Below are 13520 nucleotides of genomic sequence, written 5' to 3'. Positions count from 1 at the left end.
CGCTTACCGCCGGCTGCGGCGGTCTTCCTTGACGTGGCTGCGGAACGTCCGCGTGGGGGCGAACTCACCGAGCTTGTGACCGATCATCGAATCGGTGACGAACACCGGAACGTGCTTGCGGCCGTCGTGCACGGCGATCGTGTGGCCGATCATGTCGGGCACGATCATGGAGCGCCGCGACCACGTCTTGATGACGTTCTTGGTGCCCTTCTCGTTCTGGGCGTCCACCTTCTTCTGCAGGTGGTCGTCCACGAAGGGACCCTTCTTAAGACTACGTGGCATATCGGCTGCTCCTACCGCTTCTTCCTCTTGCTCCGACGACGGATGATCAGCCGGTCGCTCGGCTTGTTCGGCTGCCGCGTGCGGCCCTCGGGCTTGCCCTTCGGGTTCACCGGGTGGCGACCACCGGAGGTCTTGCCCTCACCACCACCGTGCGGGTGGTCGACCGGGTTCATGGCGACACCGCGGACCGTGGGGCGCTTGCCCTTCCAGCGGTTGCGGCCGGCCTTGCCGATGCTGATGTTGGACTGCTCGGCGTTGCCCACCTGGCCCACCGAGGCCCGGCAGCGCACGTCGACCTGGCGCATTTCTCCGGACGGCATACGCAGGGTCGCGTACATGCCCTCCTTGGCGAGCAGCTGGATCTGCGCGCCGGCGCTGCGGCCGAGCTTGGCGCCGCCACCGGGGCGAAGCTCCACCGCGTGGATGAAGGTACCGGTCGGAATGTTGCGCAGCGGCAGGCAGTTGCCCGGCTTGATGTCGGCCGCGGGGCCGTTCTCGACCCGGTCCCCCTGCTTGAGGCCGGCCGGGGCGAGGATGTAGCGCTTCTCGCCGTCGGCGTAGTGCAGCAGCGCGATGCGGGAGGTGCGGTTCGGGTCGTACTCGATGTGCGCGACCTTGGCCGGGATCCCGTCCTTGTCGTGGCGGCGGAAGTCGATGATCCGGTAGGCGCGCTTGTGCCCGCCTCCCTGGTGCCGGGCGGTCACCCGGCCGTGGACGTTACGGCCGCCCTTGCTGTGCAGTGGGGCAAGCAGCGACTTCTCCGGCGTGCTGCGCGTGATCTCGGCGAAGTCCGAGACGCTCGCGCCGCGCCGACCCGGAGTCGTCGGCTTGTACTTACGGATGCCCATCTTTTTCGTTCATCCTTCGTCGGTTCGTACCGGTCGGGGTCCGCCTCACGGCGGTCCCCCCGGTGCTTTCTTCCTCGGGGCCGGTCCCTCGCACGGTGGCGAGGGGCCCCTCTCCCCGCTGCGGCAGGTGCTAGCCGATCTGACCGAAGATGTCGATCCGCTCACCCTCGGCCAGGCTCACGATCGCGCGCTTCGTGGTCGGGCGCTGGCCGTAGCCGTGCTTGGTCCGCTTGCGCTTGCCCTGGCGGTTGATCGTGTTCACGCCGGTCACCTTGACACCGAAGATCTGCTCGACGGCGATCTTCACCTGCGTCTTGTTGGCACCCTTGCGCACCAGGAACGTGTACTTGTTGTGCTCATCGATCAGGCCGTAGCTCTTCTCGGAGACGATCGGCTTGAGGATGATGTCGCGCGGGTCGGCGATCTTCTGCATCAGGCCTCTTCCTTCCCGCTGTTCGCCAGCCGGGCCACGACCTGGTCGTAGGCCTCACGGGTGAAGACCAGGTCGTCGTGGCACAGCACGTCGTAGGTGTTCAGCTGTCCCGCGTCCAGCAGGTGGACCTCGGGCGCGTTGCGCAGGCTGAGCCAGGTGACCTCGTCGTTCTCGTCGACCACGACGAGAACGCTGCGGGCCTGCGTGATCTTCCGCAGCGCCTCCAGGGCGGCCTTGGTCTTGGGCGTGTCACCCGTGACCAGGCTGCTCACCACGTGGACGCGGCCGCCGCCGGCGCGGTCGGACAGCGCGCCCTTGAGGGCCGCCGCCTTCATCTTCTTGGGCGTCCGCTGCTCGTACGAGCGCGGCTGCGGGCCGTGGACGACGCCACCACCGGCGAACTGCGGAGCGCGGGTCGAACCCTGGCGCGCCCGGCCGGTGCCCTTCTGCCGGTACGGCTTCTTGCCGCCGCCGGAGACGTTGCCGCGGGTCTTGGTGGCGTGGGTGCCCTGCCGACGCGCGGCGAGCTGGGCGACGACCACCTGGTGGATCAGCGGGACGTTGACCTTGGCGCCGAAGACCTCCTCGGGGAGGTCGACGGTCCCCGCCTTGGCGCCGCTGGCGTCGAGGACGTCAATGGTCGTGGTCACTTCGCAGCAACCCCCTTCTTGGCAGCGGTGCGGAGGAGGACCAGGCTGCCGTTGGCGCCGGGGATCGCACCCTTGATCAGGATGAGGCCCTTCTCGGCGTCCACGGCGTGCACCTTGAGGCTCTGGACCGTCGTGCGGACGTTGCCCATCCGGCCGGCCATACGCAGGCCCTTGAAGACGCGGCCCGGGGTGGCGCAGCCACCGATGGAACCCGGGGAGCGGTGCTTGCGCTGGGTACCGTGCGAAGCGCCCAGACCACGGAAGTTGTGGCGCTTCATGACACCGGCGAAGCCCTTGCCCTTGCTCTTGCCAGTGACGTCGACGTACTGGCCGGCCTCGAAGGTGTCGGCGAGAAGCTCCTGGCCGACCGTGTACTCGGAGGCGTCGTCGGTGCGTACCTCGGTGAAGTAGCGGCGCGGGGTGATGTCGTGCTTGCGCAGGTAGTCGCCCAGGGGCTTGTTCACCTTGCGCGGGTCGATCTGCCCGTAGCCGAGCTGGACGGCGGAGTAGCCGTCCTTCTCCGGAGTGCGGACCCGGGTCACCACGCACGGACCGGCCTCGACGACGGTGACCGGGATCACCCGGTTCGCCTCATCGAAGACCTGGGTCATGCCGAGCTTCTTGCCCAGGACGCCCTTGATCTGCTTAGCCATGTCAGTGCGTTCCTTAAAGCTTGATCGAGATGTCCACGCCGGCGGGAAGGTCGAGACGCATGAGCGAGTCGACCGTCTTCGGCGTCGGGTCGATGATGTCAATCAGCCGCTTGTGCGTACGCATTTCGAAGTGCTCGCGGCTGTCCTTGTACTTGTGCGGCGACCGGATGACGCAGTACACGTTCTTCTCGGTCGGCAGCGGCACCGGGCCAGCGACCTTGGCGCCGGTCCGCGTCACCGTCTCGACGATCTTCTTGGCCGAGCTGTCGATGACCTCGTGGTCATACGCCTTAAGCCGGATGCGGATCTTCTGTCCCGCCATAATGGCCTCGGTGTCCTTCGCTGTCGTCCTATAAAGCTTCGCGCGGCCTGTTGCCGCAGGTCTGTTTCCACGAGGCCGACGTCCGGATCCCGTCCGGTGTTCCGTGATCTGGCAGTGGCTTCGGTCGAAGTGCGGCCGAAAGCACTGCGAGATCACGGTCTCGTCGTTCGTGGGGGGTCGTCTCCGGCCCCTGCGCGGTGCGGCGGTCAGGCCCTCGTGGACCCGACCGCCGCCCAGCGGTGCTGCTACTTGATGACCTTCGTCACGCGACCGGCGCCGACGGTGCGGCCACCCTCGCGGATCGCGAACTTGAGGCCTTCCTCCATCGCGATCGGCTGGATGAGCTGGACGGTCATCTCGGTGTTGTCACCGGGCATGACCATCTCGGTGCCCTCCGGCAGGTTCACGACACCGGTCACGTCAGTCGTACGGAAGTAGAACTGCGGCCGGTAGTTGTTGAAGAACGGCGTGTGGCGGCCGCCCTCGTCCTTGGACAGGATGTAGACCTGCGCCTCGAACTCGGTGTGCGGGGTGGTCGTGCCCGGCTTGATGACACACTGGCCGCGCTCGACGTCCTCGCGCTTGATACCGCGCAGGAGCAGACCGACGTTGTCACCGGCCTGGCCCTCGTCAAGGAGCTTGCGGAACATCTCGACGCCGGTGACGGTCGTCGTGGTGCTCTTCTCCTTGATGCCGATGATGTCGACGGTCTCGTTGACCTTGACGATGCCGCGCTCGATACGGCCGGTGACGACGGTGCCGCGACCGGTGATCGAGAACACGTCCTCGATCGGCATGAGGAAGGGCTTGTCGGTGTCACGAACGGGCTCGGGGACGTTCTCGTCCACGGCGTTCATGAGCTCGATGATCGAGTCGCCCCACTTCTCGTCGCCCTCGAGCGCCTTGAGCGCCGATACGCGCACGACCGGCAGGTCGTCGCCCGGGAACTCCTGGGCGGACAGCAGCTCGCGGACCTCGAGCTCGACGAGCTCCAGGATCTCCTCGTCGTCGACCATGTCGGCCTTGTTGAGGGCCACGACGATGTAGGGGACGCCGACCTGGCGGGCCAGGAGGACGTGCTCCTTCGTCTGCGGCATCGGACCGTCGGTCGCCGCGACCACCAGGATCGCGCCGTCCATCTGGGCGGCACCGGTGATCATGTTCTTCACGTAGTCGGCGTGACCGGGGCAGTCCACGTGGGCGTAGTGGCGCTTCTCGGTCTGGTACTCGACGTGCGCGATGGAGATGGTGATTCCGCGAGCCTTCTCCTCGGGCGCCTTGTCGATCTTGTCGAACGGGGTCGCCTCGTTGAGCTGCGGGAAACGGTCGTGAAGCACCTTGGTGATCGCCGCGGTCAGAGTGGTCTTGCCGTGGTCGATGTGCCCAATGGTGCCGATGTTCACGTGCGGCTTGTTCCGCTCGAACTTGGCCTTGGCCACTGGTCTGTCTCCTTAGAGATTTCTGACTTGACTTGCGTCTTCTACCTCAGGCTCTGTACGGCGGGGCGCCCGAGAGCGCCCCACCTTACAGCGAGCGGAACTTTTTCGTCCCGAGCCCCTATGGCTACGGGGCGACCATCTCTACGGCGCCCCGCCACAGTGGTGCGGAACTATTCGCCCCGAGCCTTCGCGACGATCTCCTTGGCGATGCCCGGGGGCACCTCCGCGTAGGAGTCGAACTGCATGCTGTAGCTCGCCCGCCCCTGAGTGCGGCTGCGCAGGTCGCCCACGTAGCCGAACATCTCGGAGAGCGGAACGAGCGCCCTGATGACACGGGCGCCGGACCGTTCGTCCATTGCCTGGATCTGTCCGCGACGACCGTTGAGGTCGCCGATGACGTCTCCCATGTAGTCCTCGGGCGTGGTGACCTCGACGGCCATCATCGGCTCGAGGAGTACGGCGTCCGCCTTGCGCGCGGCCTCCTTGAAGGCCATCGAGCCGGCGATCTTGAAGGCCATTTCCGACGAGTCGACCTCGTGGAAGGCACCGTCCTGCAGCGTGACCTTGACGCCGACCATCGGGTAGCCGGCGAGCACGCCGAACTCGGCCGCCTCCTGCGCGCCCGCGTCCACGGACGGGATGTACTCCCGCGGGATGCGGCCACCGGTGACCTTGTTCTCGAACTCGTAACCGTCGTTGCCCTCGCCCAGCGGCTCCAGGTTGATGATCACGCGAGCGAACTGGCCGGAACCACCGGTCTGCTTCTTGTGCGTGTACTCGACCTTCTCCACCTTGCGGCGAATGGTCTCGCGGTAGGCGACCTGCGGGCGGCCGACGTTCGCCTCGACCTTGAACTCGCGGCGCATCCGGTCGACGAGGATCTCCAGGTGGAGCTCGCCCATACCCCAGATGACCGTCTGGCCGGTCTCCTCGTCCCGGCGGACCTGGAAGGACGGGTCCTCCTCGGCCAGCCGCTGGATCGCGGTGCCCAGCTTCTCCTGGTCGCCCTTGGTCTTGGGCTCGATCGCGACGTTGATGACCGGCGCGGGGAACGTCATCGACTCGAGGACGACCTGCTTGACCGGGTCCGACAGAGTGTCGCCGGTGGTGGTGTCCTTCAGGCCCATGACGGCCACGATCTGACCAGCGGTCGCGGACGGGCGCTCCTCGCGCTTGTTCGCGTGCATCTGGTAGATCTTGCCGATCCGCTCCTTCTTGCCCTTGACCGAGTTCACCACGGTGGTGCCGGTCTCGAGCGTTCCGGAGTAGACGCGGATGTAGGTGAGCTTGCCCAGGTGCGGGTCGCTCATGATCTTGAACGCCAGCGCCGCGAAAGGCTCGTTCGGGTCCGCGTGGCGCTCGACGATCTCCTCCTCGTTGCCCACCGCGTGGCCCTTGAAGGCCGGGATGTCGGTGGGGGCGGGGAGGTAGGCGACGATCGCGTCGAGCAGGGGCTGCACGCCCTTGTTCTTGAACGCGGTGCCACACAGGACCGGGTTGATCGCGCCGGCGACCGTCGCCCGGCGGATGGCCGCGACGAGCTGCTCCTCGGTGGGCTCGACACCCTCCAGGAAGAGCTCCATGAGCTCGTCGTCGTTCTCGGCCACCGTCTCGACCAGCTTGTCGCGCCACTCGCGGGCCGCGTCGGCGTGGTCGGCCGGGATGTCGACGGTGTCGTACATCTCGCCCTTGGCCGCCTCGGCGCTCCAGAGCAGGCCCTTCATCTTCACCAGGTCGATGACGCCCTTGAAGTCGGCCTCGACGCCCCAGGGAAGCTGGATGACCACCGGGGTGGAACCCAGCCGGCTGATCATCATGTCGACGCAGCGGTGGAACTCCGCACCGACCCGGTCCATCTTGTTCACGAAGCAGATGCGGGGCACGCCGTACCGGTCGGCCTGGCGCCAGACCGTCTCCGACTGCGGCTCCACGCCGGCGACGCCATCGAACACCGCGACCGCGCCGTCGAGAACACGCAGCGACCGCTCGACCTCGATGGTGAAGTCCACGTGTCCGGGCGTGTCGATGATGTTGATCGTGTGATCAAGCCAGCTGCAGGTGGTGGCGGCAGACGTGATGGTGATGCCGCGCTCCTGCTCCTGCTCCATCCAGTCCATGGTGGCAGCGCCCTCATGGACCTCACCCAGCTTGTAGTTGATGCCGGTGTAGAACAGGATGCGCTCAGTCGTCGTGGTCTTGCCCGCGTCGATGTGGGCCATGATCCCGATGTTGCGGACCCTGGCCAGGTCAAGAGCGGTCGTGGTGGCCACTTCTTCGCGTCCTTAACTCGTCGTCGGTGCTCACTACCAGCGGTAGTGCGCGAAGGCCTTGTTGGACTCGGCCATCTTGTGCGTGTCCTCGCGCCGCTTGACGCTGGCGCCGAGGCCGTTGCTCGCGTCGAGCAGCTCGTTCATGAGCCGCTCGGTCATGGTCTTCTCGCGGCGCGCCCGGGAGTACTGGACGATCCACCGCAGCGCCAGCGTGGTGCTGCGCGAGGCCTTGACCTCGACCGGCACCTGGTAGGTGGCGCCACCGACACGGCGGCTCTTCACCTCGAGCGTCGGGCGGACGTTGTCGAGAGCGCGCTTGAGGGTGACGACCGGGTCGTTGCCGGTCTTCTCCCTGCAGCCCTCGAGGGCGCCGTAGACGATCGACTGCGCGAGGGAGCGCTTGCCGTCCAGGAGAACCTTGTTGATGAGCGCGGTGACCAGCGGCGAGTTGTGCACCGGGTCAGCGACCAGCTGGCGGCGGCCAGGGGAACCCTTGCGCGGCATGTCAGCTCTTCTCCTTCTTCGCGCCGTAGCGGCTGCGGGCCTGCTTGCGGTTGCGGACAGCCTGGGTGTCCAGCGAACCACGGATGATCTTGTAGCGAACACCCGGCAGGTCCTTCACACGACCACCACGCACGAGCACCATCGAGTGCTCCTGGAGGTTGTGGCCCACCCCGGGGATGTAAGCCGTGACCTCGATGCCGTTGGTGAGCCGAACACGGGCCACCTTGCGCAGCGCCGAGTTGGGCTTCTTGGGGGTCGTCGTGTAAACGCGGGTGCAAACGCCGCGCCGCTGCGGGCTCCCCTTGAGGGCAGGAGTCTTGGTCTTGCTGACCTTGTCCTGCCGGCCCTTCCGGACCAACTGCTGAATGGTGGGCACCGCGTCTCCGTTTCGTGCCTAGCCGGTGATACGTAGGACCCGATCGAGGTGGCGATGCCGCCTCTCACAGGCTTGCAGGTACTGCCGGTGTCATGACCTGCTGGTTTTCCATCCCCTTCGACCCACGCGCTCGGGCGTGTCGCGCTCTTGTCAGAGCACACCCGGGCGGACCCGGTCGATCTGGAGGAGTCACGCGGCGCCCCCCACACGCTTTCCTCATCGGAAAGCGGCATTTGAGCGCACGCATGCGAGCCCACAGACGGGCACGAAGGTAAAGCCTACCCGCCCCCGTACAACACGTCAAAACAGAGGAGGACGCCCCGGAGGGACGCGCCCCGCTGTCCTGACGTGCCGCTTCGCCGCCGGCCCGAGCCGGACCGCCGAAGGACTCGGCCCCCTATCATACCGCTCCCACGAGCGGCTTCTCACACTTTCGGCGCCGTCCCCGCCCCCGTGCCGCCGGAGACCACGCCCGCACCCGGAGCGTGGACAACGGGAAGCGGCCCGGGGCGAGATGCCCCGGGCCGCTTCCGTGCGTTCACCGCCGCGGCGATCGCTCACCGCGGCGACATGTCAACGGCCGTACTGGCCGAAGTCGTACTCCTCCAGCGGGACGGCCTCGCCGCTGCCCGAGCCGAAGGTGTAGTCCGCCGCCGAGCCGTCGTAGCCGCCGACCGTGTACATCGCGGCCTTGGCCTCCTCGGTCGGCTCCACCCGGATGTTGCGGTACTGGGGCATGCCCGTACCGGCCGGGATGAGCTTACCGATGATGACGTTCTCCTTGAGGCCGAGCAGCGAGTCCGACTTGGCGTGGATCGCCGCGTCGGTGAGGACTCGCGTCGTCTCCTGGAAGGACGCCGCCGACAGCCACGACTCGGTGGCCAGCGAGGCCTTGGTGATGCCCATCAGGACCGGACGGCCGGCGGCCGGCTGGCCGCCCTCCGCCACGGTCTGACGGTTGATCGCCTCGAAGCGCGGCCGCTCGACCAGCTCGCCGGGCAGCAGCTCGGTGTCGCCGGACTCCAGCACGTTCACGCGCTTGAGCATCTGCCGGACGATGACCTCGATGTGCTTGTCGTGGATCGACACACCCTGCGAGCGGTAGACCTGCTGCACCTCGTCCACCAGGTGGAGCTGGACGGCGCGCGGGCCGAGGATGCGCAGGACCTCGTTCGGGTTGCGCGCACCGGCGACCAGAAGCTGGCCGACGTCCACGTGCTGCCCCTCAGAGACCAGCAGCCGCGACCGCATCGACACCGGGTAGGCGACCTCCTCGGAGCCGTCGTCCGGAGTGATGACGATCTTGCGGGTCTTGTCGGTCTCGTCGATCCGGACGCGGCCGGCGACCTCGCTGATCGGGGCGACACCCTTGGGGATGCGCGCCTCGAACAGCTCCTGCACACGCGGCAGACCGTGGGTGATGTCGGCGCCCGCCACACCACCGGTGTGGAAGGTACGCATGGTCAGCTGGGTGCCGGGCTCACCGATCGACTGGGCCGCGATGATGCCGACGGCCTCGCCGACGTCCACCAGCTTGCCGGTGGCCAGGGAGCGGCCGTAGCAGGTCGCGCAGACACCGATCTTGGCCTCGCAGACGAGCGTGCTGCGGGTCCTGACGGTCTCGATGCCGGCGTTCACCAGCGCCGTGACCACGTCGTCGTTGATGTCGACGCCCGCCGACGCGACGAGCTTGCCGTCCACCTCGACGTCCTCGGCCAGGATGCGGCCGTGCACGTTGCTCTCGGCGTTCTCGGCCTTGACCAGGTTGCCCTGCGGGTCGCGCTCGCCGACGTGCAGCGGGACGGCCCGGTCGGTGCCGCAGTCGATCTCGCGCACGATGACGTCCTGCGCGACGTCGACCAGACGACGGGTCAGGTAACCGGAGTCGGCGGTCCGCAGAGCGGTGTCCGCCAGACCCTTCCGCTGGCCGTGGGTCGAGATGAAGTACTCCAGCACCGACAGGCCCTCGCGGAACGAGGACTTGATCGGCCGCGGGATCGTCTCACCCTTGGTGTTGGACACCAGGCCGCGGATGCCGGCGATCTGCCGCACCTGCATACGGTTACCGCGGGCGCCGGAGTTGACCATCATCCAGACCGGGTTGGTCGCCGGGAACGCGTTGACCATGTCGGTCTCGACGTCCGCCGTCGCGTGGGTCCAGATTTCGATGAGCTCCTGACGGCGCTCCTCGTCGGTGATCAGACCGCGGTCGTACTCCCGCTGGACCTTGTCGGCACGCTTCTCGTACGACTCCATGATGGCGGCCTTGTTCGGCGGCGCCACGACGTCCTCGATGGAGATCGTGACACCGGCGCGGGTCGCCCAGTAGAAGCCGGCGTCCTTCAGCGAGTCGAGCGCGTTGGCCACCTCCACCTTCGGGTACCGCTCGGCCAGCTCGTTGACGATCGCCGAGAGCTGCTTCTTGCCGACCTGGTAGTTCACGAAGGGGTAGTTGGCGGGCAGCGTCTGGTTGAACAGGCACCGGCCCAGCGTGGTCTCCAGCCGGATCGGGTCGCCGGTCTCCCAGCCCTCGGGGGCCTCCCAGCCGCGCGGCGGCGGGACGTCCTTGAGGCGGACCTGGATCTTGGCCTGGATGTCCAGCTCGTGGCGGTCGTGGGCCATGAGGGCCTCCGACACCGTGGTGAACACCCGGCCCTCGCCCAGGCCACCCTCCTTCTGGGTGGTCAGCCAGTACAGACCGATGACCATGTCCTGGGTGGGCATCGTCACCGGCTTGCCGTCGGCCGGCTTGAGGATGTTGTTGGTGGACAGCATCAGGATCCGCGCCTCGGCCTGGGCCTCGGCCGACAGCGGCAGGTGAACCGCCATCTGGTCGCCGTCGAAGTCCGCGTTGAACGCGGTGCAGACGAGCGGGTGGATCTGGATGGCCTTGCCCTCGACCAGCTGCGGCTCGAAGGCCTGGATGCCCAGGCGGTGCAGGGTGGGCGCGCGGTTGAGCAGCACCGGGTGCTCGGTGATGACCTCTTCGAGCACGTCCCACACGACCGGCTTGGACCGCTCGACCATCCGCTTGGCGGACTTGATGTTCTGCGCGTGGTTGAGATCGACCAGGCGCTTCATCACGAACGGCTTGAACAGCTCCAGCGCCATCTGCTTGGGCAGGCCGCACTGGTGGAGCTTGAGCTGCGGGCCGACGACGATGACCGAACGGCCGGAGTAGTCGACACGCTTGCCGAGCAGGTTCTGCCGGAAACGACCCTGCTTACCCTTCAGCATGTCGCTGAGGGACTTCAGCGGACGGTTGCCGGGGCCCGTGACCGGGCGGCCGCGGCGGCCGTTGTCGAACAGGGCGTCGACGGCCTCCTGGAGCATCCGCTTCTCGTTGTTCACGATGATCTCGGGCGCGCCGAGGTCGAGCAGACGCTTGAGGCGGTTGTTCCGGTTGATGACCCGGCGGTACAGGTCGTTCAGGTCCGAGGTGGCGAAGCGGCCACCGTCGAGCTGGACCATCGGCCGCAGGTCCGGCGGGATCACCGGGATGCAGTCGAGGACCATGCCGCTCGGCGAGTTGCGGGTGTTGAGGAACGCCGCGACGACCTTGAGCCGCTTGAGGGCGCGGGCCTTCTTCTGGCCCTTGCCGCTGCGGATGGTCTCCCGCAGGTTCTCCGCCTCGGCCTCCAGGTCGAAGCTGGCCAGCCGCTCCTGGATGGCCTGGGCGCCCATGCCGCCGCGGAAGTAGCGGCCGAACCGGTCGCGCATCTCGCGGTAGAGCAGCTCGTCGCCCTCCAGGTCCTGGACCTTGAGGTTCTTGAAGCGGCTCCAGACCTCCTCGAGCCGGTCCAGCTCGCGCTGGGCCCGGTCGCGGAGCTGGCGCATCTCACGGTCGGCGCCCTCGCGCACCTTGCGGCGGGCGTCGCCCTTGGCGCCGGCGGCCTCCAGCTCGGCCAGGTCGGCCTCGAGCTTCTTCTGCCGGGCCTCGATGTCGGCGTCACGGCGCTGCTCGATGTGCTGCCGCTCGACGGAGATCTTCGCCTCCAACGAGGGCAGGTCACGGTCACGCATCTCGAAGTCGACATGCGTGATCATGTACGCCGCGAAGTAGATGACCTTCTCCAGGTCCTTCGGGGCGAGGTCGAGCAGGTAACCGAGGCGCGACGGGACACCCTTGAAGTACCAGATGTGGGTGACCGGCGCGGCCAGCTCGATGTGGCCCATCCGCTCGCGGCGCACCTTGGCGCGCGTGACCTCGACGCCACAGCGCTCACAGATGATGCCCTTGAAGCGGACGCGCTTGTACTTGCCGCAGTAGCACTCCCAGTCCCGGGTCGGACCGAAGATCTTCTCGCAGAAGAGCCCGTCCTTTTCCGGCTTGAGGGTCCGGTAGTTGATGGTCTCCGGCTTCTTCACCTCGCCGTGCGACCACTGCCTGATGTCGTCGGCGGTCGCGAGGCCGATGCGCAGCTCGTCGAAGAAGTTGACGTCGAGCACTAGATAATCCCCTTTTGAATCAGACCTCGTCGACGGTCATCGCGCCCTCGTGGGGGCGCCGGGACAGGTCGATGCCGAGCTCCTCCGCCGCGCGGAAGACGTCCTCGTCGGTATCCCTCATCTCGATCGACATGCCGTCGCTGGAGAGAACCTCGACGTTCAGGCAGAGCGACTGCATTTCCTTGATGAGGACCTTGAAGGACTCGGGAATGCCCGCCTCGGGGATGTTCTCGCCCTTGACGATGGCCTCGTAGACCTTCACGCGGCCCAGCACGTCGTCGGACTTGATCGTCAGCAGCTCCTGCAGCGCGTACGCCGCGCCGTAGGCCTCCAGGGCCCAGACCTCCATCTCGCCGAAGCGCTGGCCGCCGAACTGCGCCTTACCACCCAGCGGCTGCTGGGTGATCATCGAGTACGGACCGGTCGAGCGAGCGTGGATCTTGTCGTCGACCAGGTGCAGCAGCTTCAGGATGTAGATGTAGCCGACCGAGATCGGGTGCGGGAACGGCTCGCCGGAGCGGCCGTCGAACAGCCGCGCCTTGCCGTTCTCCCCCACCATCCGGGAGCCGTCCCGGTTGACGAGAGTGCTGTCGAGCAGGCCGACGATCTCCTCCTCGTTGGCGCCGTCGAACACCGGCGTGGCGACCTTGGTCCAGGGCTCGACCCTGTCCAGGTCCTTCTCGCGCAGGCGCTCGGCCCAGGCCTCCTCGATACCGGAGACGTCCCAGCCGCGGGCGGCGATCCAGCCGAGGTGTGTCTCCAGCACCTGGCCGACGTTCATTCGCCCGGGGACGCCCAGCGGGTTCAGGACGATGTCGACCGGGGTGCCGTCCTCGAGGAACGGCATGTCCTCCACCGGGAGGATCTTGGAGATGACGCCCTTGTTGCCGTGACGGCCGGCGAGCTTGTCCCCATCGGTGATCTTGCGCTTCTGCGCCACATACACCCGGACCAGCTCGTTGACACCCGGAGGAAGCTCGTCGCCCTCCTCACGGCTGAACACGCGCACCCCGATGACCTTGCCGGACTCACCGTGCGGCACCTTCAGCGAGGTGTCACGCACCTCACGCGCCTTCTCCCCGAAGATCGCACGCAGCAGCCGCTCCTCGGGCGTCAGCTCCGTCTCACCCTTGGGCGTGACCTTCCCGACCAGGATGTCGCCGGTCACCACCTCGGCGCCGATCCGGATGATGCCGCGCTCGTCGAGATCGGCCAGCGCGTCCTCGGAGGCGTTGGGGATGTCGCGGGTGATCTCCTCGGGCCCCAGCTTGGTGTCGCGGGCGTCGACCTCGTG

At 67.3% G+C, this 13520-nt stretch carries 11 protein-coding genes and 1 pseudogene; all 12 read right to left on the bottom strand.

Annotated features, from left to right (window positions below; genetic code table 11):
- Positions 1–3: 3 nt before the first annotated feature.
- Positions 4–282: a 30S ribosomal protein S19 gene (gene rpsS / locus HHX41_RS27185; protein ID WP_055506384.1), complete on the bottom strand. Its 279-nt coding sequence runs from the start codon at positions 280–282 to the stop codon at positions 4–6.
- An 11-nt stretch (positions 283–293) separates the two neighbouring features.
- Positions 294–1130: a 50S ribosomal protein L2 gene (gene rplB, locus HHX41_RS27180; RefSeq protein ID WP_182908264.1), complete on the bottom strand. Its 837-nt coding sequence runs from the start codon at positions 1128–1130 to the stop codon at positions 294–296.
- Positions 1131–1260: 130 nt separating this feature from the next.
- Positions 1261–1563 carry a 50S ribosomal protein L23 gene (gene rplW / locus HHX41_RS27175; RefSeq protein ID WP_139573662.1) on the bottom strand — a complete coding sequence of 101 codons (303 nt, stop codon included), beginning with the start codon at positions 1561–1563 and terminating at the stop codon, positions 1261–1263.
- The gene (gene rplD, locus HHX41_RS27170) at positions 1563–2213 is read right to left on the bottom strand and encodes a 50S ribosomal protein L4 (protein WP_169985154.1); all 651 of its coding nucleotides are present in this window, start codon (positions 2211–2213) and stop codon (positions 1563–1565) included. Before rplD ends, rplW begins: the two co-directional genes overlap by 1 nt.
- A complete protein-coding gene (gene rplC, locus HHX41_RS27165) occupies positions 2210–2866 on the bottom strand; it encodes a 50S ribosomal protein L3 (RefSeq protein WP_169985152.1) in 657 nt (218 codons plus the stop codon). Before rplC ends, rplD begins: the two co-directional genes overlap by 4 nt.
- A gap of 13 nt (positions 2867–2879) precedes the next feature.
- On the bottom strand, positions 2880–3188 hold the full coding sequence (gene rpsJ / locus HHX41_RS27160; protein WP_012887830.1) for a 30S ribosomal protein S10: 309 nt from the start codon (positions 3186–3188) through the stop codon (positions 2880–2882).
- 245 nt (positions 3189–3433) lie between these two features.
- Complete coding sequence (tuf, locus tag HHX41_RS27155) at positions 3434–4627, bottom strand: elongation factor Tu (protein ID WP_169985150.1); 1194 nt, start codon at positions 4625–4627, stop codon at positions 3434–3436.
- 170 nt (positions 4628–4797) lie between these two features.
- Positions 4798–6846, bottom strand: coding sequence for an elongation factor G (gene fusA / locus HHX41_RS27150; protein WP_211592653.1), 2049 nt, complete (start codon positions 6844–6846; stop codon positions 4798–4800).
- An 84-nt stretch (positions 6847–6930) separates the two neighbouring features.
- A complete protein-coding gene (gene rpsG / locus HHX41_RS27145) occupies positions 6931–7401 on the bottom strand; it encodes a 30S ribosomal protein S7 (RefSeq protein ID WP_142616379.1) in 471 nt (156 codons plus the stop codon).
- Position 7402: 1 nt separating this feature from the next.
- Positions 7403–7777 carry a 30S ribosomal protein S12 gene (gene rpsL / locus HHX41_RS27140; RefSeq protein ID WP_030508316.1) on the bottom strand — a complete coding sequence of 125 codons (375 nt, stop codon included), beginning with the start codon at positions 7775–7777 and terminating at the stop codon, positions 7403–7405.
- A 573-nt stretch (positions 7778–8350) separates the two neighbouring features.
- Positions 8351–12226 (bottom strand): DNA-directed RNA polymerase subunit beta', encoded by a 3876-nt coding sequence (locus HHX41_RS27135; RefSeq protein WP_169985147.1) that lies wholly within the window; start codon positions 12224–12226, stop codon positions 8351–8353.
- A 19-nt stretch (positions 12227–12245) separates the two neighbouring features.
- Positions 12246–13520, bottom strand: a pseudogene (locus tag HHX41_RS27130) (DNA-directed RNA polymerase subunit beta); the annotation flags it as partial.

It is taken from the genome of Microbispora sp. H13382 (assembly GCF_014161445.1).
GTDB lineage: Bacteria > Actinomycetota > Actinomycetes > Streptosporangiales > Streptosporangiaceae > Microbispora.
This window is presented reverse-complemented; position numbering and strand designations above follow the sequence as displayed.

What these genes read in the sequence shown, in the direction of transcription:
- rpsJ (WP_012887830.1), bottom strand. Translation starts at nt 3,188, where the DNA reads ATGGCGGGACAGAAGATCCGCATCCGGCTTAAGGCGTATGACCACGAG.
- rpsG (WP_142616379.1), bottom strand. Translation starts at nt 7,401, where the DNA reads ATGCCGCGCAAGGGTTCCCCTGGCCGCCGCCAGCTGGTCGCTGACCCG.
- rplB (WP_182908264.1), bottom strand. Translation starts at nt 1,130, where the DNA reads ATGGGCATCCGTAAGTACAAGCCGACGACTCCGGGTCGGCGCGGCGCG.
- rplC (WP_169985152.1), bottom strand. Translation starts at nt 2,866, where the DNA reads ATGGCTAAGCAGATCAAGGGCGTCCTGGGCAAGAAGCTCGGCATGACC.
- fusA (WP_211592653.1), bottom strand. Translation starts at nt 6,846, where the DNA reads ATGGCCCACATCGACGCGGGCAAGACCACGACGACTGAGCGCATCCTG.
- rplW (WP_139573662.1), bottom strand. Translation starts at nt 1,563, where the DNA reads ATGCAGAAGATCGCCGACCCGCGCGACATCATCCTCAAGCCGATCGTC.
- rpsS (WP_055506384.1), bottom strand. Translation starts at nt 282, where the DNA reads ATGCCACGTAGTCTTAAGAAGGGTCCCTTCGTGGACGACCACCTGCAG.